Origin of the sequence: Bacillus sp. 1NLA3E, assembly GCF_000242895.2 — a bacterium.
Lineage (GTDB): Bacteria > Bacillota > Bacilli > Bacillales > Cytobacillaceae > Bacillus_BU.
On sequence record NC_021171.1, the window covers coordinates 557,695 to 577,974 of the forward strand.

Sequence of the window (20,280 nt, forward strand, 5' to 3'; positions counted from 1 at the left end):
TGAATGCCCAGTATTTAATTCATTTATTAATAACTCAACTTTCGCACCTAGAAAAATGTGATGAGTTTAAATGTGTGTAAAGTTCGGAGCCGTTGTAGTAGGGTGCTTGACTTTAAATATAGGCATGAAAAAGCACCTTTTCGTTTGGTATAGTTGATTTGTCGAGAATTACAATACCATACAGAAGAGGTGCCTCCTATATGATAAGGCTTCCGTATGCTTACCCTTGGTTGGTCAGATGATGCAACGTTCATTCCTGTGGACTTTTCTTTATTGAGCTCTAAAACAAGCCAAATTAACGGAATATCAAGTAAAATCGACAAGCGAAGCACCGGCTACAAACGCCGTCTTGAAGTCTTACAAACTGTTCCAGAACAAATTCCTTATATGATTCAACGTGCATTGAACGCTGGGATTGATGCTTCATATGTGTTGATGGATACTTGATTTACCCATCAACCACTTATTAAGAACATCAAAGAGCAAGGGCTTGATGTAATTGGCATGGTTAAGAATTTAAAACAACGTTACCTTGTAGATGATAAGCGTGTCAGCTTAAAGGAACTTTATCGTTTGGCAGCACCTATTCAAGGAAAAAAAGGGATTCTTCTCTCCATTAATACTACCCAAGCCATGGAGTTGTAGTGAAAATGGTATTCGTTCAAAACCGTAATAAAAAGAGCGAATGGTTAGCGATTCTGAGTACAGACTGTACGCTAAGTGACCAAGAAATCATCAGAATTTATGGAATGAGATGGGACATTGAAGTGTTTTTCAAAACAACGAAATCCCTATTAAAACTCCAAAAGGAGTTTCAAGGTCGTTCCTATGATTCCTTAATTAGTCATACAACGATAGTTTTTTCACGATACATTGTGCTGTCCTGGCAAAACAGATGTAGCACGGACCAAAGAACACTTGGCGGAATGTTTTATGAACTTTGTGATGAAATCAGTGACCTCGATTGGGCTATTGTGCTTCAGCAATTAATCGAGCTTCTTGAAGATACCCTTAAAGAGAGTAACAAAAAAATTCAAAAGTTAATCAAAAGTCAACTACAGCAATGGATTGCAGGCTTACCCAACTATATCTAGGCATACCTGCCTATTTCAGTCTGCGAAAGTTGAGTTAGGTAAGTATTGCCGATAAGAGTATGCTTTCATCACCAGTGGATAGAGGAGTGTACAGCAGAGTGGTGTTAGTTCTTGCACATTAACTATACATTTTGTAATCTTCTTATTGATGTCAGCAAAACGAGGGGAAGTTGGAATTTTCCAAATTAAAAAACCCGAAATTTAGGATAATAAGATCCTGAATTTTGGGTTTTTTGTTGTGTGAAATTAAAATTGATGGGTTGGTTGGCGCTTATATCGATGGAAAAATGATTTATTATTTTACACTCTCAAAAGATATTTTTTCTAATAAATCCTCTACATAATTTGGCTTTTTCATTATAGGTCTGGCAAGGGCAATGAAGTCTATCTCACCTTTTTGCACCATATCTGCTGCGATTGCAATGTCCGCTAATTCCCCTGCTCCAATAACTGGGATAGTAACATGGCGTTTAACTGTTTTAATCATATTTCTTAACATGGCAGGGCCTGGTAATATTAATGGAGGAACAAGCCCAGTGGATACATCAAGAATATCGGTACCAGCCGCTTGAAGTTTTGCTGCTACTAAGCATCCTTCTTCCAATGTTGTTCCACCTGGTAAAAGGTCATCCAAGCCTAAGCGAACAAGAAGGAGAAAGTCCTCGCCAACTGCTTTTCGTACTGCTGTAGTGATCTCCATTAGAAAACGGCTTCGGTTTTCCAGGCTTCCGCCGTATTCATCAGTCCTTAGATTGGTTAGAGGAGAAAGAAATTGGCTTAATAAAAACCCATGGCAGTTGTGGATCTCTACACCATTAAAGCCAGCCTTTTTAACACGTAGAGCAGCCTGGACAAATGCCTCTCTGATTTCGTGGATTTCAGTTATTGTCAAGGCCCTTGGTATAGAGCGCTTAACGAATGGATGCATCACGGCGGAGGGGGCCACAGCTTCTCTACCTGTTAAGGCAGTGTCCGCAGCACTCCCGGTATGATTAATCTGTAACACAGCCACCTGGTTGTTTTTATGTATGACTGCTGCCAGTTTAGACAATCCTTCGATGCATTCATCACGGTCTACGAAAATGAGATTTTCTCTATATTGACCAGCTGCATCAATAGCAGCTTGCTCAACAACGATTAGAGAAGGACCTTTGCGCTGTTCGTAGATTGATAATAGCTCATCTGTAACGAGCCCATCCTCCGTTGCCTTTGAAATATCAAAAGGTGCACAAACATAGCGGTTATGGAAAACAAAATTTTTTATTATCTGCTTTTCTATTAATATAGAACTTTTATTCATTTTTAATTTTCTCCTGTATTCTAAAGGATCGTTGATTTTCTAGCCTTAACTGGCTACTCCGTCAAACAGTCTATTTTATATTATTACTTATTATAGTGATTAGATTGAAAGGTGACTATGTTACTTGGTATTTAGTGGTGTCGATTGTGTGAAATGTAGTTTAGTTAGGTGTGTTACTATTGGATCAAGGTTCGACGAGCCCAACAGGGGAAATTTGAATGTGTTATCCTCCTAACAACTATTTAAGAACATAGCATGCCTCTCAAAAAATGCGCTTTTATAAAGGCTTCCGTATGCTAACCCTTGGTTGATCAGATGATGCAACGTTCGTTCCTGTGGACTTTTCTTTATTGAGCTCTAAAACAAGCCAAATTAACGGAATATCAAGTAAAATCGACAAGCGAAGCACTGGCTACAAACGCCGTCTTGAAGCCTTACAAACTGCTCCAGAACAAATTCCTTATATGATTCAACGTGCATTGAACGCTGGGATTGATGCTTCATATGTGTTGATGGATACTTGGTTTACCCATCAACCACTTATTAAGAACATCAAAGAGCTTGATGTAATTGGCATGGTTAAGAATTTAAAACAACGTTACCTTGTAGATGATAAGCGTGTCAGCTTAAAGGAACTTTATCGTTTGGCAGCACCTATTCAAGGGAAAAAAGGGATTCTTCTCTCCATTAATACTACCCAAGCCATGGAGTTGTAGTGAAAATGGTATTCGTTCAAAACCGTAATAAAAAGAGCGAATGGTTAGCGATTCTGAGTACAGACTGTACGCTAAGTGACCAAGAAATCATCAGAATTTATGGAATGAGATGGGACATTGAAGTGTTTTTCAAAACAACGAAATCCCTATTAAAACTCCAAAAGGAGTTTCAAGGTCGTTCCTATGATTCCTTAATTAGTCATACAACGATAGTTTTTGCACGATATATTGTTCTGTCCTGGCAAAACAGATGTAGTACGGACCAAAGAACATTAGGCGGTATGTTTTATGAACTTTGTGATGAAATCAGTGACCTCGATTGGGCTATTGTGCTTCAGCAATTAATCGAGCTTCTTGAAGACCCTTAAAGAGAGTAACAAAAAAATTCAAAAGTTAATCAAAAGTCAACTACAGCAATGGATTGCAGGCTTACCCAACTATATCTAGGCATACCTGCCTATTTCAGTCTGCGAAAGTTGAGTTAATAAATAGAAAAATCATATAGCAAAAACATGGCCTAATCCCTAATGAAAATTGGCTCTTTTATTTTTTATTCACCCGGTTATTGAATTTAATAATATTATAATGTTATAATGTTAGTGTGATAATATGGTAACGTACTAAAGTGAAATAACATTCAAATAAAGGTGGTTTATCAATATGAAACGTTTAGCAACAATTATCCTAGTAATTGCCGCAGTATTCTCGCTCCTTTCAGCATGCTCTAGCTCCTCATCGAAGGATAATGGAAAAGATAAAACATTGGTGATTGGTATCGACGATAAATTTGCCCCTATGGGATTCCGTGATGAAAACAATAAGATTGTAGGCTTTGATATCGACTTAGCAAAAGCAGCAGCCAAAAAAATGGGGACAAAAGTTAAATTCCAACCTATTGACTGGACAACAAAGGAATCTGAACTAAGCAGTGGTCGCATTGATCTTATTTGGAATGGTTACACTATTACTGATGAGCGTAAAGAGAAGGTTCTTTTTACAAAACCATATCTAAAAAATGCCCAAGTTGTGGTAACACTTAACGATTCAAAGCTTACAAAACTAAAGGATTTAGAAGGAAAAGTTGTCGGTCTTCAAACTCTTTCATCGGCAGCAGATGCTTTGGATGCAAATCCAATCAAAGACAAGGTTAAAACCGTTACCGAGTTTTCCGACAATGTTTTAGCTTTGAATGATTTAAAGAGCGGACGTTTGGATGCGGTAGTTATTGATGAGATTGTTATCAATTATTATATGACGAAAGAGAAAGAAACTTTTAAGGTTCTTGATGAATCTCTTGCTCCAGAAGAATATGGAATAGGAGTTAAAAAAGGTAATGAGAAATTACTTAAAAACCTTCAAAAGGCACTAGATGATATGAACGCTGATGGTACTTCCGCAGATATATCGAAAAAATGGTTTGGTGAAGATAAAGTATTAAAGTAATAACGAATATAAGGCAAAACAGGATTTCCTAAGGGAACCCTGTTTTGTTTTTGGAGGAATTCTTTTATGTCTTTTGAATATATAAGCTCAATCCTTAAGCCCATGTTAGAAGGGGCACAGATGACAGTCCTCCTGTTTTTGATTGCTATTGTGGCTTCGATTCCGCTAGGCTTTTTATTAACACTGGCTGTAAAAAGTAGCTACAGGCCCATTTCTTGGCTGGCTCAGCTCTATATAAATGTGATGCGCGGCACTCCGCTTTTACTCCAACTGTTGTTTATTTGTTTTGGGTTGCCAATGCTACCTGTCATTGGTGAATATATGGTCCTGGATCGCTTTGTTGCCGCCTGTTTAGGTTTTATTTTAAATTATGCTGCCTATTTTGCTGAAATTTTTCGGGGTGGGCTATTGGGTATTGATAAAGGCCAGTATGAGGCTTCCCAGGTCCTTGGATTGAATAAATGGCAAACGATGACACGGATTGTATTACCTCAAATGTTCCGTATCGCCCTTCCAGCTGTAGCTAATGAAACAGTGACATTGATCAAGGATACTGCCCTGCTCTATGCGGTCGCTGTACCGGAATTATTACACTTTGCCCAGACTGCAGTAAACCGTGACTTTACGATTGTGCCGTTCTTCATCGCAGGTATCATTTATCTGGTCATGACGCTGGTATTAACGATGATCTTTAAATGGATCGAACGACGGTTCAAATTTGAATAAGAGGGAGTGGTGAATGTGGCTATCATTGAAGTATCTAACCTTAAAAAATCGTACGGCAAGCTAGATGTATTAAAGCAGATTACTTTTGATGTAAATAAAAATGATGTAGTTGCAGTGATCGGTCCTTCCGGTTCTGGGAAAAGTACACTGCTCCGCAGTCTGGTTTATCTTGAAGAAATAAATGCCGGTAGCATTTGTGTATCAGGTGATTATCTTGTGAAAGATGGAATCTACTCAAAACCGCACGAAATTAAGAGAATTACCGTCAAGATGGGAATGGTCTTCCAACATTTTAATCTTTTCCCACATCTAACCGTTAAAGAAAATTTGGAGCTAGCTCCAAGATTAGTAAAAGCGGAGTCACAAGCAGCAATCCAACAGCGAAGCAATGAGCTACTAGAGAAAATTGGACTATCTGATCGTGGATCGGCCTATCCAGCAAATTTATCGGGTGGTCAAAAACAAAGGGTCGCCATTGCTCGGGCGCTCATGATGAACCCAGAAATCCTGCTGTTTGATGAGCCTACTTCTGCGCTAGATCCGGAATTAACTGGTGAGGTATTGCAAGTAATGAAAGATCTCGCAGAAGAGCATATGACGATGATTGTGGTAACTCATGAGATGGGGTTCGCAAAAGAGGTTGCCAATCGGGCTATTTTTATGGACAATGGGGAAATTGTTGAATCGGGTCACCCTAATCAGTTGTTTACTAATCCCAAGCTCGATAGAACAAAGGCATTCCTGACCCGTAGTTTGAAATAAGACATAAACATAAGGTTAATATATTGAATAAGACTAAGAGGTGTTTCGGTAAAATGAAACTCCTTTTTTTGCTTTCGCGATCAATGGATAACCTGGGAGAAATTGCGAACCATAAAGGGAAAAGGAGGTCTTCCCGATGAGTCCTAATGTGTTTAAAGGAAAGAATGACGAAGAAAAGGAAAACCTAGAAGAAATACTTAAAAGCTCAATTGAAATTGAAGAAGAATTAATGAGGACGTATCTCATAACCGCTGAGCGGATCCACGATGATGATGAACTAAAGGATCGTCTTGAAAACTTTGCAGAAGGAAATGCGAAAAGGACGAAACAGCTCATGAACGAGCTGAATGAAAGTAAAGGAAAATAATAAAAAGCTGTGTGGATTAATTGATCCCACAGCTTTTATCAATTTAATAGGCACAAGAATGTTGTCAAAGTAATGATTCTAGTCAACCACTTTAGCATTGGAACAACTCCTTATTTTGGTAGTCATTTCAAAGAATTCTCATTAACAGATCAGTTATATAAGTTAATAAAAAGTATAGGCTCCACCTTCGCCAAATACTATGATAGCCACTCGCGCTATCCCCACTACATCTAGTATAGTGCTGTAACATTAAGGAAATAGGTCTTAAATGTTATAAAATTGTAAAGTGTTATTAAGAATAATTGAATAAATTGACTGGAATTTAAATGCTATTTCCAAAGGCAGGCAGTGTACTTATGATTCAACTAATCCTTTGGGTGATGCTTATTATCCTATGGTTATCATTAATCTGCATATAAAAAGAGGTAAACCCTCAAATAATAAGGGTTTACCTCTTTGTTTGTTAGCGTCCCAGAGAGGATTCGAACCTCCGACCTACAGTTTAGGAAACTGTTGCTCTATCCTACTGAGCTACTGGGACATAGAATTATATTATAAGTCATTTGGCTGTAAAGGTCAAAATAAACTTGACTTTCAGTATCAAAAAGTAGATGAGATACGAACCATAACTCATCATGTGCAATAGTAAAGGGGTTTTTGCTAAAGGCTCTTTTCTAAAAGATTGTTGTTTTTTTAATAGGCTTTTGGAAAGAAAACCGTTAATAAAGGAGTTGATTGGAGTGGAAGGCACGAAGACTCCTGCGGGAGCAGCGGGACAGGTGAGACCCCACAGGCGCTTAGCGCCGAGGAGGCTCACCGCCCGCCCCGCGGAAAGCGAGTGCCTGGAACGGAAATCAACATTCTGGTTTAACAGAGCCAAATAATAAAAAAGAAAGAACCGTACATAACTCACAGTGGATAAAAAGATGCTTATAGAACGGAACTATCTAAAACTAAAGTTCAACATATTCTAAAAATTTCTTTATTAATCTAGAATGAGTGAGGTTTTGCGAATGAATCGAACCAAATGAAACGCTAGGGTAAAGATTATAATCAGCTAAAGGAATTGAAACGATCCGTCGGCTTTCAACATAGGGATCATCTTTTAGCATCAAACTAGATAATATACTAATACCTAATCCTTCTGCTACTGTTCGTTTGATCACCTCGGTGTTAGTGGTGGCAAAGATAACATTTAGTGGTTGGTAATTTTCTTTAATATATTCTGCTATTTTCTCCCAAAAACTACTTGCATACATGACAAAAGGATAATCAAGGATTTCATGTAACAATAGTTCTTTATTAAAGGCTAATGGAGAATCCTTGGGAACAATAACTATTAAACCTCCCTGATATTGAAATGATTGAAAGGTTAATTGATCTGGTAATTTCACTCCTGAATCTTTATTTAAGGCAATTAATCCTAAATCAACCTCTTGTTGAGCTACTTTTTCGATTATATCTTTGCTTTCAAGTTCAGTTATGTTCACTTTAATTTGTGGGAAATCTTTTTTAAATTTGGAAAGTATTTTAGGCAACATGGTCAAGAATAAGCTGGAAATTGTCGCAATTCTTAATTCCCCCTTATAAGAAGAAGTGATGGACTGGACCTCTAATTTCATTTCATCCACTTTCTTTAAAATTTCCAGGGCCTTTTTAATAATATTTTTCCCTGTGTCAGTTGGTATAGTTCCGAAGCGGGAACGTTTAAATAATTGAATTCCGATTTCTTTCTCCAGCAAAGAAATCGACTGACTGATTGCGGATTGAGATACATGAAGATTTTGGGCAGCGAGGGACATTGATTTCGTTTCAACGACTTCTTTTATATACTCCATTTGTTCGAGGTTCATCGTACGTTTCCCCTTTTTAATATTAGTAATTCTTATACTATCATTAAAAATCGTTGTTTTACATATTCAAAAATTATATATAAAATGGAAAATACGTATCTAAAAGAACGGAATAGTAAAGGGGAAGAATATGAATAAAGCAAAACTATGGACCAAGGATTTTTTAATTGTTTCTGGGATTAATTTTTTTGTGACATTGATTTTTTATTTGTTAATGGTCACCATTTCAACATATGCAGTAGAAAAATTTGATGCAAATACCAGTGAAGCGGGGCTCGTGACCGGAATATTTGTAATAGGGGCGTTATTAGGGAGACTATTTGCTGGGAGGATTATTGACCAAATCGGACGGAAAAAAATCCTCTTTTTGGGATTAATCCTTTTTGCGGTGACTACCTTATTATACTTTGTAGCAAATACTTTATTTTTATTACTAATAAACCGCCTTTTGCATGGTATAGCTTTAGGAATTGCTAGTACAGCAACTGGTACAATCGTTGCTCAAATTATTCCGTCAACTCGGCGTGGAGAGGGGATTGGATATTATAGTTTAAGCGCGATTATTGCGACAGCTATCGGTCCCTTTTTTGGAATGTATCTAAAGGAACATGCAAGCTACCAAATCATCTTTTTATTTTGCTTGATTTTAGGTGCTTTTAGTTTGGTTACAGCCCTCTTTTTAAAAGTACCCTCTATTCAAGTTAGTAACAATGTTGCTAGGGAAATAAAGGGATTTAAGATGAGTAATTTCATTGAGAAAAAAGCAATTCCAATATCTGTGGTTACGTTTTTTGTAGGTTTTGCTTATTCGGGTGTGCTGTCATTTATCACCTTTTATGCTAAGGAATTGAAACTGGTAGAAGCAGCTAGCTTTTTCTTCGCTATTTATGCCATAATGGTCCTCGTTTCAAGGCCGTTAACGGGGCGCCTATTTGATGTTAAAGGAGCAAACTTAGTCATTTATCCAGCACTTAGCGTCTTTGCAGCGGGTATGTTTCTTCTTAGTCAAGTGGAACAAGGATGGACATTATTAGTGGCAGGGGCAATTATTGGTCTTGGCTATGGAAATTATACATCTTCAGCCCAGGCTGTTTCAGTAAAGGTAACTCCACCACAACGATTGGGGTTGGCTACATCAACTTTTTTCATTTTTGTTGACCTTGGATTTGGGATTGGACCATATATATTAGGCTTTTTTGTACCATATACAGGATTTCGAGGGCTTTATATGATTATGGTAGGCGTTATTTTATTCTCGATGGTTCTTTACTATTTTTTGCATGGAAAAAAGGAAAGACAGCTTAATAAAACCAATACTGTACTGTTGAGAGAAATCTAAGAGTAGAATAACTTGTACTAGCTGAATTTTATTCCTTATTTTGAATGGAAGGGAAAGATAATGAAAACTTATCTTTCCCTTCAGTGTATTTGAATGAAAATTTGTTACCTATTTTGCTCGAACATCTGCTAGCTTATTAAAGCATTCCGATGCTTTTGTAGGACCAACAGAATAACCGTGTTTATTCAACGTCTCACCAATTAAGAGTATAGCCTTTTTTATGAAAGAGTAGAGCTAATCGTATAGTTAACCTTTATATGTTACACAAAAATCTGTATCATAAGGGGTAAATGATAATCCGCTTGAGTAGGTGTGAATTTATGAATGAACAGTATTATGATGAATTGTTGAACATAATAACAGGTGGAGACCAAGAGGGTTTCAATAAGTCTTTCCATTACCATCGTTATGAGCCGACGCCATATAGTGCGTTAGAAGAATTATTTAAGCAATATGAATTAAAAAGTAGTGATCGTGTTGTTGACTTTGGGTGCGGAAAAGGGAGATTAAACTTTTACATCAATTATTTATTTAATGCAACTGTTGTTGGGGTTGAAATGAATGAGACTTTCTATCAAGAGGCAGTTGAGAACAAGGATTATTATTTGGAGAAATTTAGTGATTGTGAAGATAAAATTCATTTCCAGTGTTGCTTGGCTCAAGAGTACCAAATTAATCCAAAGGATAATCGGTTTTATTTTTTTAATCCGTTTTCGATCCAAATTTTTATGAATATCATAAACAATATCTTATTTTCTGTAGAAAAGACCAACAGGGAGATAGAACTGATATTATATTATGTATCAGAAGATTATTTCTATTATTTAGAAAATCAGACCGCTTTTGAATTAAAACAAGAAGTCATTTTGCCAGATTTATATGATCAAAATCCTTATGAGAAATTTTTAATATATCGATTGGCCTTCTAATGTGATTACGGCCATTAGAATTTACCATTTCTGCTATCTTTTGCACCAGTCTTTGACAAGTAATTTGCCACGCTTTGCCAACTTCTAACAAATAATAGACTCCTCTAATTCACTATGTTGTCTAGTAGCGGTAGTGTCAGGAAAATGAGGATATAAACTGTATGAAAATTAAAGGCTGTTTTCGTAAACTTTGTTGCTTTTTATTAAAAGAGAAGTGTGGTTGATTTCCGCTCCAGGTGCTTCGCTTTCCGCGGGGCGGGCGGTGAGCCTCCTCGGAGCTAAAGCGGAGGCCACTGAAAAACATACGATTTTTACGTCTGTAAATAAATTTTGGTACAAAAAAGGCAATTTATCGTCTGTTTTTGGACGAAAAATTGCCCTTTTCCTTATCTTTTTTTATTCTTTTTCATTGAGGAGTTTTAGTATTCGTTTAAGGTTGACAGCGAATATCGCTGTAGCTCCCTGAATCTTCATGCCTAATAGACCCGCAGATGATGCAATATCATACCCGTGTCTATGTTTCAACTCACTATTTTTCGCTTCAATTTTATAGCGAGATTTCGCTAACTCTTTAAATTCTTCTGTGTTTTGAAATGCCTCCTGATCGGCATGTTCTGTTGATTTGATTGTCACAGAATAAGATTTACTTTTCGCTCCTTCTTTATAACAGCCATCATGAAAAGGGCACACTTTACATTTTTCAATATCAAAAAAGTACTTGATTCTAGGGTTTTTATCTTGTCCCTTTCGTCCTTCATATTTCCTTCTATTAGCCATATGCCCTGCTTTACATACATACATTCCTGCATCTTTATTAAATTCAAACTCTTCTTCTTTTGTGCGTCTGCCATGTGTAATATGCGGATGTAATTTGGAAACAAGTGCTAATTCATTTTCTTTCGCGAATCGAATATTATCTTTCTCAGAGTAGGCTGTATCTCCAATGATTTTGTCAATTTTCATTCCAGTTGCTTGGCTTTTTTTTGTTAAATCCCGCAGATATTTTCCATCACTTTTTTCACCTGTTGTCATAACTGCCGCTGTAATAATCCGTTCATTAGCCATCGCGTAATGCGTTTTGAACCCAAAAAAAGAAGAGTCCTCTGTTTTGTGTCCGACCCGTGCGTCTGGATCATTTGAATAGCTAAGTTGTTCTGTATAATCTTCTACGATCTCTTTTAGAACATTTAATTTTTCTTTGACCGCAGGTACCTTAGCGATTTGTGGTTCTTTTTCGACAACAGTAATGATTCGACGACAATAATCTAATTCATCGGTTACTTCAACAGAAGTTGTTTTCGCAGGGAATTTTTCCTTCATGGATTCATCAATTCGATACACGGCTTTTCGAACATTTTTCGCTTTCTCTTGTAAAAATTCCTTCGGAGATTTTTGGTTATAACGCGCTTTCGTATGTGTGGAATCCACGATAATGGTTTTACTTTTTATGATTTCTTTTTCCAGAGCAATCTCAACTGTTTTGCCAATGAGCAAATCTAATAAATCCTCATCTTGAAGACGGAGTTTACGAAATTTCGTTAAGGAACTAGGATCAATCACGGAATCTTCTGGTGCCATATCCAGGAAATATTTAAACGACATATCATATATTGAACGTTCTACTACATCCACATCAGATAGATCAAATATCGATTTTAGTAATAAATATTTGAACATGCGAATCGGTGAAATGGCATTTCGACCGTTATCAAGACAATATTTCGTTTTTAATTCTTCGAGAATAAATGAAAAGTCCACTAGTTCATTGATTTGGCGAAGCATATTACTTTTTGGCACAACTATTTCGTAGATTGCCATGAATGGGCTAAGATTAAGTGTTTCTTGATTGGAAATCATCGGGATATCACCTACATACATTTAATATCGTTATTATAAGGCAAAAAGACAGTTGAAAGTTTGGTTTAATCAAACTTTCAACTGCCTAAATTAAAAACTTGGACTTTTTCAGTGGCCTCGCTAAAGCGCCTGCGGGGTCTCACCTGTCCCGCTGCTCCCGCAGGAGTCTCGCACCTTCCGCTCCAATCAACTTATTTATCAACGGTTTTCTTTCCAAAAACCAAGTAAAAAACAACAATCTTTTAGAAAAGAGCCAAATTAAAATATAAAAAGCCTAATTTCTCGGTGTTGTATGTGAGAAATTAGGCATTAGTTACTTCATATCAGTAGCAATAGGTAAACCTTTGATGTTATCTCCAGCTTTTCCCCTGCTCCACACGGAACGTGATAGTTTCCCATCATTCCGCGTTCCATCTAACGATTTGTACTAGATTATAAGTTCCTAGTTACCCATCCTTTATGAGATTGGTTCTATTCCGCATTTTTCGCGGTAAGTATTAATTTTCTGGACCATAGGTCCAGAAATTCCAAGTTTCGATATGAGTATTGTAATCGTCTTTTTATCCGTCATATGAATTAATTGATGCACATCTTTATGGAGAATGCGAAGGTTTTTAAATTGATCGCTTCCATCAAGATGTACTGGGATATAATGATGACAGTGAACTTCATTAGCATAAAGGAAATTGCCTGTGATTTCACATTTCCCCATTTTCATACTGTATCGGCTAATCCGATTATCCAAATATTCAACACTTCGTGCCTGAATATTTGACTTCATCAATAATGCAATTTCCCGTTGAATATCCGTTTGAATCTTTTTATGTATACGTGCTCTTCCTTCAATTGTAAAAGGGGTAAGACCATGACTAAAGTTCATGGCGTTCCTAGTTTTTACATTAGAAAGAGGGAATAGATATACATTAGCTACTTTAAATGTTTTAGTTCCTCTGCTGTAGAATTTCTTATAAGTAGGAGATGCATTTGATGGATGTTCATATATACCGACGGATTTTAGACGATTGTACATAAAGGATTGCAGTTCGTAGGCAATACGAGAGAACTCTATATTAACATGGGTTGCTCGATTGAAATAATTATGCATTCCTAAGACGAAACTATTGAAAAGTAAAGCATTTTGAGATGTTGGGGACACTCTTAGTATCTGAATGCGTTTTTTCGCTTCAGCCTTGATTTTCTGCCTTTTGTTATCTTTTATTCCCGTGTGGGCAACCCTCTTGTTTCTTTTCTTGTTCGCCCGAATCGTGAAACCTAGAAATTCTGAATTGCGTTTTCGAAGGTTTACAATTTGAGATTTTTCTGGCGAAATATCTAATTTTAGGCGGTCTTTTAGGTACTGCCTTACGGCAGCAAACCATCTTTGGGCTATTTTCCAATCTCGACAGAGAATTTTAAAGTCGTCTGCATAACGAACCAAATATCCTTCTTTAAGATTGGTACGTTTTTTGGCACACAGCTGACCTTCTCTTGTTTCGTATGGTCGATTTAAAGGAAAGAACTCCCATTGTGTAGATACCCATTGGTCTAAATCATTAAGGACAACATTTGAAAGTAAAGGCGATAACAATCCACCTTGAGGTGCCCCTTTTGAAGGGATTCCTTCTCCATCAATTTCAGCTTTTAGCATTTTGGAAATACAAGCTAAGACCTTTTTATCTTGAATACCTAGATTCCACAGTTGTTTGATAAGCAAAGTATGGTTGATATTATCGAAGAAACCCTTAATATCAATGTCAACTACATAGTGAAGTGATGCGTGATTAACTAAGGATTGTACTCTTGCCATTGCATGGTGAGTAGACCGAAGAGGTCTAAAACCATAGCTATGTTTATAGAATTGAGCTTCTGCAATAGGTTCCAGAACTTGCTTGAAGCACTGTTGGATAATTCGGTCTAAAATACAAGGAATTCCAAGCGGCCTCATCTTTCCATTTTCTTTTTCAATCAGTTTTCGTCTTACTTTCTTTGGACGATAGTTTCGTAATTTACTTTGTACAGTGGTTACTAGTTCATCTTCAGACAGTATTTTTATATCGCTTATAGTTTTACCATCTGTTCCCGCAGTTTTTGAACCTTTATTAGATTTTATGATTCGATAAGACAGTAGAATATTTTCTCTTGATGTAATAATGTCATATAATCGGGTAAAAGATTCTTTACGAGTGGCTCTATCATATAAATCCGTAAAAGTTTCAGTCATACTGTAGTAATCCCAATATCGTAGAGCTTGCACTGTGGCATCCCCCCTCTCCGAGGTGATGTTCCCACGTTCATACCCGATCGGTGCAATGCACTTTAGGAAAATAATCGTTTGATTTCGCTAGACTCGGGGCTGTTCCTCAGCTCCCATTACAGAAGTTTCATAGGTCGTGCCCCTACCCTCACAAGGATAAATGTATTTCGGTTTACCCTTATAACAACCATTTCAGGTGACAGCCTTCGTTTCAATGTTCCTTGCTTTCCGCGTTCCTTACAACCTAGCTATCCTTCCTAGACGTAGGTGCTTTCTTTAAGCCTGTGAGCTGGATATCACCATAGTTCGATATAGCGTGTTTCAGAGGGCGCATTTTTACTCCACACCACTCACACCATCGTTAGATGGTCCATAGGTTTCCATATGTTCAATCTTTAGACCCTTAAATTCGAAAGTTCGTCGGTTCCTATACCTGGAACGATTCTCACCATATCTAGTTTTTCAGCCGCCCGGCATATCCATTGGCATGGCATCACGGAAAAAAAAAGTGAGGCTTTAGCCTCTGTTCTGCCGACTCCACCTGGCTTCATACCCCATAATCTGTCAATTATGACGCATGCAGGAGTATTGTCGGGATGGTTTCAGGTAACATGGTTCCGTCATTCCCATCCTCAGTTGTAAAGTTGAGATTTTAATTTTAGTATTAGCAAAAAATGAAAAGTCTCCTGTTTTTCGCATTTTAGTGCTTATAACAGAACACGTCGCACGCGCCCGATTGTGGAACATAACTTGTGATACATTTCACCGAAGAAAAAGGGTCAGTCCCCCACTCTTTAACGTAGCGGGGGACTGACACCAAAATCCTATTACATCCATATAGAATTTAATATTGCCGTTGGAGAAAAAAATTGTCGTGGTAGGGGTTACGGAATAGAGCGTCAAACACTTCTTCCTCAAGAGTTATCGGTTTTGTTGAAGCTTAGAGATTTTAGCATTTCAATATAAGTTTTCAATTCTGAATCCGTTAAACTTGAAATACGTTCGTAGAAAATAGCTTCTTTTTCTTTTAGTGCTTTTATTGTTTTTTCATGACCAAGTTCAGTTAAGGTTAACAATACTCCTCGACGATCTTTAGGGTGGGGCTCGCTTTTTACATATCCCAGACCTTTCAATTGGCCAATAAGTCTACTGATAGAGCTACGGTCCATTGCGGTTGACTCTGCTAAAGTCGTAGCGTTAGTAGGACCGTGTGAAAAAAGCCAGCGAACAATCAAAAATGCTGCAGGCTGCAAAGTGGCATCAAATGTAGCTGCAGTTCTGACATTAAGTGCATGTGCTTCACTAATCAACGCATTGAGCTGTTCACCAAAAGTAAACTCCAGCTGTTCCCTCGAATCAGAATAATCAATATCCATAATTCCCCATCCTAACGCAACATATTATTTGACATATATCAAATAAATGATTATATTTGATATATGTCAAATATAATCATTTATTAAAACAGTGTCAAGTTTAGAGAAGGAGAATGTAAAATGTCTGAGTATCCAATAATGGTAATCACTGGTGGAACCAATGGTATTGGTCAACTAGCTGCAATTGAAATCGCAAAACGTGGTGCACATCTGGTTTTGACTGCTCGTAACAAAAAACGGGCTGAAGCAACTGAAAAACTAATAAAAGAAGCTTCCCCAGAAACGGAAGTTGATTTCTATTTTGGAGATCTATCGCTGATGAAGGATGTACGCCGTATAGGGCTAGAAATTAAAGAAAACTATTCAAAGATTGATGTACTCATTCACAATGCTGGGCTTCATGGGTTCGAGCAACGCGTTACTCCTGAGGGATTTGCTGAGATGATAGCGGTAAACTATCTAACGCCCTGGCTGCTAACGAATTTGTTAAAAGATTCTTTAGTAGAAGCAGAAAGTGCAAGAATTTTACGGCAGCAAACCATCTTTGGGCTATTTTCCAATCTCGACAGAGAATTTTAAAGTCGTCTGCATAACGAACCAAATATCCTTCTTTAAGATTGGTACGTTTTTTGGCACACAGCTGACCTTCTCTTGTTTCGTATGGTCGATTTAAAGGAAAGAACTCCCATTGTGTAGATACCCATTGGTCTAAATCATTAAGGACAACATTTGAAAGTAAAGGCGATAACAATCCACCTTGAGGTGCCCCTTTTGAAGGGATTCCTTCTCCATCAATTTCAGCTTTTAGCATTTTGGAAATACAAGCTAAGACCTTTTTATCTTGAATACCTAGATTCCACAGTTGTTTGATAAGCAAAGTATGGTTGATATTATCGAAGAAACCCTTAATATCAATGTCAACTACATAGTGAAGTGATGCGTGATTAACTAAGGATTGTACTCTTGCCATTGCATGGTGAGTAGACCGAAGAGGTCTAAAACCATAGCTATGTTTATAGAATTGAGCTTCTGCAATAGGTTCCAGAACTTGCTTGAAGCACTGTTGGATAATTCGGTCTAAAATACAAGGAATTCCAAGCGGCCTCATCTTTCCATTTTCTTTTTCAATCAGTTTTCGTCTTACTTTCTTTGGACGATAGTTTCGTAATTTACTTTGTACAGTGGTTACTAGTTCATCTTCAGACAGTATTTTTATATCGCTTATAGTTTTACCATCTGTTCCCGCAGTTTTTGAACCTTTATTAGATTTTATGATTCGATAAGACAGTAGAATATTTTCTCTTGATGTAATAATGTCATATAATCGGGTAAAAGATTCTTTACGAGTGGCTCTATCATATAAATCCGTAAAAGTTTCAGTCATACTGTAGTAATCCCAATATCGTAGAGCTTGCACTGTGGCATCCCCCCTCTCCGAGGTGATGTTCCCACGTTCATACCCGATCGGTGCAATGCACTTTAGGAAAATAATCGTTTGATTTCGCTAGACTCGGGGCTGTTCCTCAGCTCCCATTACAGAAGTTTCATAGGTCGTGCCCCTACCCTCACAAGGATAAATGTATTTCGGTTTACCCTTATAACAACCATTTCAGGTGACAGCCTTCGTTTCAATGTTCCTTGCTTTCCGCGTTCCTTACAACCTAGCTATCCTTCCTAGACGTAGGTGCTTTCTTTAAGCCTGTGAGCTGGATATCACCATAGTTCGATATAGCGTGTTTCAGAGGGCGCATTTTTACTCCACACCACTCACACCATCGTTAGATGGTCCATAGGTTTCCATATGTTCAATCTTTAGACCCTTAAATTCGAAAGTTCGTCGGTTCCTATACCTGGAACGATTCTCACCATATCTAGTTTTTCAGCCGCCCGGCATATCCATTGGCATGGCATCACGGAAAAAAAAAGTGAGGCTTTAGCCTCTGTTCTGCCGACTCCACCTGGCTTCATACCCCATAATCTGTCAATTATGACGCATGCAGGAGTATTGTCGGGATGGTTTCAGGTAACATGGTTCCGTCATTCCCATCCTCAGTTGTAAAGTTGAGATTTTAATTTTAGTATTAGCAAAAAATGAAAAGTCTCCTGTTTTTCGCATTTTAGTGCTTATAACAGAACACGTCGCACGCGCCCGATTGTGGAACATAACTTGTGATACATTTCACCGAAGAAAAAGGGTCAGTCCCCCACTCTTTAACGTAGCGGGGGACTGACACCAAAATCCTATTACATCCATATAGAATTTAATATTGCCGTTGGAGAAAAAAATTGTCGTGGTAGGGGTTACGGAATAGAGCGTCAAACACTTCTTCCTCAAGAGTTATCGGTTTTGTTGAAGCTTAGAGATTTTAGCATTTCAATATAAGTTTTCAATTCTGAATCCGTTAAACTTGAAATACGTTCGTAGAAAATAGCTTCTTTTTCTTTTAGTGCTTTTATTGTTTTTTCATGACCAAGTTCAGTTAAGGTTAACAATACTCCTCGACGATCTTTAGGGTGGGGCTCGCTTTTTACATATCCCAGACCTTTCAATTGGCCAATAAGTCTACTGATAGAGCTACGGTCCATTGCGGTTGACTCTGCTAAAGTCGTAGCGTTAGTAGGACCGTGTGAAAAAAGCCAGCGAACAATCAAAAATGCTGCAGGCTGCAAAGTGGCATCAAATGTAGCTGCAGTTCTGACATTAAGTGCATGTGCTTCACTAATCAACGCATTGAGCTGTTCACCAAAAGTAAACTCCAGCTGTTCCCTCGAATCAGAATAATCAATATCCATAATTCCCCATCCTAACGCAACATATTATTTGACATATATCAAATAAATGATTATATTTGATATATGTCAAATATAATCATTTATTAAAACAGTGTCAAGTTTAGAGAAGGAGAATGTAAAATGTCTGAGTATCCAATAATGGTAATCACTGGTGGAACCAATGGTATTGGTCAACTAGCTGCAATTGAAATCGCAAAACGTGGTGCACATCTGGTTTTGACTGCTCGTAACAAAAAACGGGCTGAAGCAACTGAAAAACTAATAAAAGAAGCTTCCCCAGAAACGGAAGTTGATTTCTATTTTGGAGATCTATCGCTGATGAAGGATGTACGCCGTATAGGGCTAGAAATTAAAGAAAACTATTCAAAGATTGATGTACTCATTCACAATGCTGGGCTTCATGGGTTCGAGCAACGCGTTACTCCTGAGGGATTTGCTGAGATGATAGCGGTAAACTATCTAACGCCCTGGCTGCTAACGAATTTGTTAAAAGATTCTTTAGTAGAAGCAGAAAGTGCAAGAATTGTTAATGTTGCCTCTGAGGCTTCTCGAAATCATGGTGAACTGAAGTTACCAAAGGATTTGACGGACACATCCCCATTTACAGCAAGAGGTTCATCTGAAATTTATGGAAAAACTAAGCTTCTAAATATCATGTTTACTGGTGAGTTGGCACGACAATTTTCTGGAACTGGGGTTACTGCCAATGCACTAAATCCTGGTTTCAATAATACTGGGCTTGGAAGAGAACTTCGTATATCTACTGTATTGGGAAGTATCTTGAAACTTCTTCATATTGGAGATCCTAGAAGAGGAGCTAACATCATTGTTCGTTTAGCACTTGATTCCGAATACGATGAAGTAACAGGTGGATACTTCAATGTTGGAACTGGTGCAAAAATTGATCCAATCTATCCCGGGAAAGATATTTCTATGCAGCAACGTTTGTGGAACGACACTAAAGAAATCTTGTTTGAATATATAAAATGATGTATCTGGAAAAAGGCTCAGTCCCAACGTACGGGGGACCTCAAAATCCATAAAACCTTGCGCTTATTCTCTTAAGCAGTCTTGTCCAACAGGGTTTCCTTGTATTAACATGGAGTCAATAAGATCAATAATTTGCTGAAGTAAAGCAATTTGATTTTGGAATATCTCTTTATAGTTCTGAATTGACTCATATAGCTCAGGTAATTCGCTAAGATCTGCATCTATGGTCAATCTCAAGTACGACTTCATCTCATCCAACAACAACTATACAATCGTTCAAGTGAACTAGTGGTTGCATACAAAAATAGGTTTTATAAAAACCTCTTATTCCATTAATGTCCAATTCATAAAGAAGGGCGCCTTTCTTGCTACGGAAAAGTAGCAATAGGTAAACCTTTGATGTTATCTCCAGCTTTTCCCCTGCTCCACACGGAACGTGATAGTTTCCCATCATTCCGCGTTCCATCTAACGATTTGTACT

At 37.6% G+C, this 20,280-nt stretch carries 16 protein-coding genes, 1 tRNA gene and 3 pseudogenes; 10 read left to right on the plus strand and 10 right to left on the minus strand.

The genetic code is table 11. From position 1 onward, the window contains the following. Positions 1-207 precede the first annotated feature (207 nt). A pseudogene (locus B1NLA3E_RS02830) lies at positions 208-1,094 on the plus strand (IS4 family transposase); the annotation flags it as partial. Between the two features lie 295 nt (positions 1,095-1,389). Here the strand turns inward: B1NLA3E_RS02830 and B1NLA3E_RS02835 are convergent. Then, entirely contained in the window at positions 1,390-2,394 is a 1,005-nt protein-coding gene (locus tag B1NLA3E_RS02835) for an NADH:flavin oxidoreductase (protein WP_015592357.1), read from the minus strand. 254 nt (positions 2,395-2,648) lie between these two features. Between B1NLA3E_RS02835 and B1NLA3E_RS02840 the strand changes: the two are divergent. From B1NLA3E_RS02840 to B1NLA3E_RS02860, 5 genes and pseudogenes are all read left to right on the plus strand, one after another. Continuing rightward, positions 2,649-3,557, plus strand: a pseudogene (locus B1NLA3E_RS02840) (IS4 family transposase); the annotation flags it as partial. Positions 3,558-3,770: 213 nt separating this feature from the next. Further along, the gene (locus B1NLA3E_RS02845; protein WP_015592358.1) at positions 3,771-4,553 is read left to right on the plus strand and encodes an amino acid ABC transporter substrate-binding protein; all 783 of its coding nucleotides are present in this window, start codon (positions 3,771-3,773) and stop codon (positions 4,551-4,553) included. A 66-nt stretch (positions 4,554-4,619) separates the two neighbouring features. After that, positions 4,620-5,279: an amino acid ABC transporter permease gene (locus B1NLA3E_RS02850; RefSeq protein ID WP_015592359.1), complete on the plus strand. Its 660-nt coding sequence runs from the start codon at positions 4,620-4,622 to the stop codon at positions 5,277-5,279. A 15-nt stretch (positions 5,280-5,294) separates the two neighbouring features. Continuing rightward, the gene (locus B1NLA3E_RS02855; protein ID WP_015592360.1) at positions 5,295-6,041 is read left to right on the plus strand and encodes an amino acid ABC transporter ATP-binding protein; all 747 of its coding nucleotides are present in this window, start codon (positions 5,295-5,297) and stop codon (positions 6,039-6,041) included. Between the two features lie 136 nt (positions 6,042-6,177). Next, positions 6,178-6,408, plus strand: a complete 231-nt coding sequence (locus tag B1NLA3E_RS02860; RefSeq protein ID WP_015592361.1) for a hypothetical protein — start codon at positions 6,178-6,180, stop codon at positions 6,406-6,408. A gap of 467 nt (positions 6,409-6,875) precedes the next feature. On the opposite strand, the gene B1NLA3E_RS02865 is transcribed toward B1NLA3E_RS02860, so the two are convergent. Together B1NLA3E_RS02865 and B1NLA3E_RS02870 are read right to left on the minus strand one after the other, a co-directional pair. Further along, a tRNA-Arg gene (locus tag B1NLA3E_RS02865) sits at positions 6,876-6,949 on the minus strand. 412 nt (positions 6,950-7,361) lie between these two features. Beyond that, positions 7,362-8,261: a LysR family transcriptional regulator gene (locus B1NLA3E_RS02870; RefSeq protein WP_015592363.1), complete on the minus strand. Its 900-nt coding sequence runs from the start codon at positions 8,259-8,261 to the stop codon at positions 7,362-7,364. 130 nt (positions 8,262-8,391) lie between these two features. On the opposite strand from B1NLA3E_RS02870, the gene B1NLA3E_RS02875 reads away from it, so the two are divergent. Both B1NLA3E_RS02875 and B1NLA3E_RS02880 read left to right on the plus strand, forming a co-directional pair. Beyond that, positions 8,392-9,600, plus strand: a complete 1,209-nt coding sequence (locus B1NLA3E_RS02875) for an MFS transporter (protein WP_015592364.1) — start codon at positions 8,392-8,394, stop codon at positions 9,598-9,600. 320 nt (positions 9,601-9,920) lie between these two features. Then, positions 9,921-10,529 (plus strand): methyltransferase, encoded by a 609-nt coding sequence (locus B1NLA3E_RS02880; RefSeq protein WP_015592365.1) that lies wholly within the window; start codon positions 9,921-9,923, stop codon positions 10,527-10,529. A 396-nt stretch (positions 10,530-10,925) separates the two neighbouring features. On the opposite strand, the gene B1NLA3E_RS02885 is transcribed toward B1NLA3E_RS02880, so the two are convergent. From B1NLA3E_RS02885 to B1NLA3E_RS02895, 3 genes are all read right to left on the minus strand, one after another. After that, the gene (locus tag B1NLA3E_RS02885; protein WP_015592366.1) at positions 10,926-12,386 is read right to left on the minus strand and encodes an IS1182 family transposase; all 1,461 of its coding nucleotides are present in this window, start codon (positions 12,384-12,386) and stop codon (positions 10,926-10,928) included. Between the two features lie 457 nt (positions 12,387-12,843). Further along, entirely contained in the window at positions 12,844-14,640 is a 1,797-nt protein-coding gene (ltrA, locus tag B1NLA3E_RS02890) for a group II intron reverse transcriptase/maturase (protein ID WP_015592367.1), read from the minus strand. A gap of 914 nt (positions 14,641-15,554) precedes the next feature. Next, a complete protein-coding gene (locus B1NLA3E_RS02895) occupies positions 15,555-16,016 on the minus strand; it encodes a MarR family winged helix-turn-helix transcriptional regulator (RefSeq protein ID WP_015592368.1) in 462 nt (153 codons plus the stop codon). Between the two features lie 138 nt (positions 16,017-16,154). Between B1NLA3E_RS02895 and B1NLA3E_RS23515 the strand changes: the two genes are divergently transcribed. Further along, on the plus strand, positions 16,155-16,595 hold the full coding sequence (locus tag B1NLA3E_RS23515) for an SDR family NAD(P)-dependent oxidoreductase (RefSeq protein ID WP_328285160.1): 441 nt from the start codon (positions 16,155-16,157) through the stop codon (positions 16,593-16,595). On the opposite strand, the pseudogene B1NLA3E_RS02900 reads toward B1NLA3E_RS23515, so the two are convergent. Beyond that, a pseudogene (locus tag B1NLA3E_RS02900) lies at positions 16,540-17,433 on the minus strand (reverse transcriptase domain-containing protein); the annotation flags it as partial. The gene B1NLA3E_RS23515 and the pseudogene B1NLA3E_RS02900 sit on opposite strands and share 56 nt — an antisense overlap. A gap of 914 nt (positions 17,434-18,347) precedes the next feature. Continuing rightward, on the minus strand, positions 18,348-18,809 hold the full coding sequence (locus B1NLA3E_RS02905; RefSeq protein WP_015592368.1) for a MarR family winged helix-turn-helix transcriptional regulator: 462 nt from the start codon (positions 18,807-18,809) through the stop codon (positions 18,348-18,350). Positions 18,810-18,929: 120 nt separating this feature from the next. On the opposite strand from B1NLA3E_RS02905, the gene B1NLA3E_RS02910 reads away from it, so the two are divergent. Further along, positions 18,930-19,799 carry an SDR family NAD(P)-dependent oxidoreductase gene (locus B1NLA3E_RS02910; protein WP_015592370.1) on the plus strand — a complete coding sequence of 290 codons (870 nt, stop codon included), beginning with the start codon at positions 18,930-18,932 and terminating at the stop codon, positions 19,797-19,799. A gap of 63 nt (positions 19,800-19,862) precedes the next feature. On the opposite strand, the gene B1NLA3E_RS25160 is transcribed toward B1NLA3E_RS02910, so the two are convergent. Next, positions 19,863-20,036, minus strand: a complete 174-nt coding sequence (locus B1NLA3E_RS25160; RefSeq protein WP_187292148.1) for a hypothetical protein — start codon at positions 20,034-20,036, stop codon at positions 19,863-19,865. 13 nt (positions 20,037-20,049) lie between these two features. Further along, positions 20,050-20,253, minus strand: coding sequence for a hypothetical protein (locus B1NLA3E_RS02920; RefSeq protein ID WP_041580247.1), 204 nt, complete (start codon positions 20,251-20,253; stop codon positions 20,050-20,052). Between the last annotated feature and the right edge of the window lie 27 nt (positions 20,254-20,280).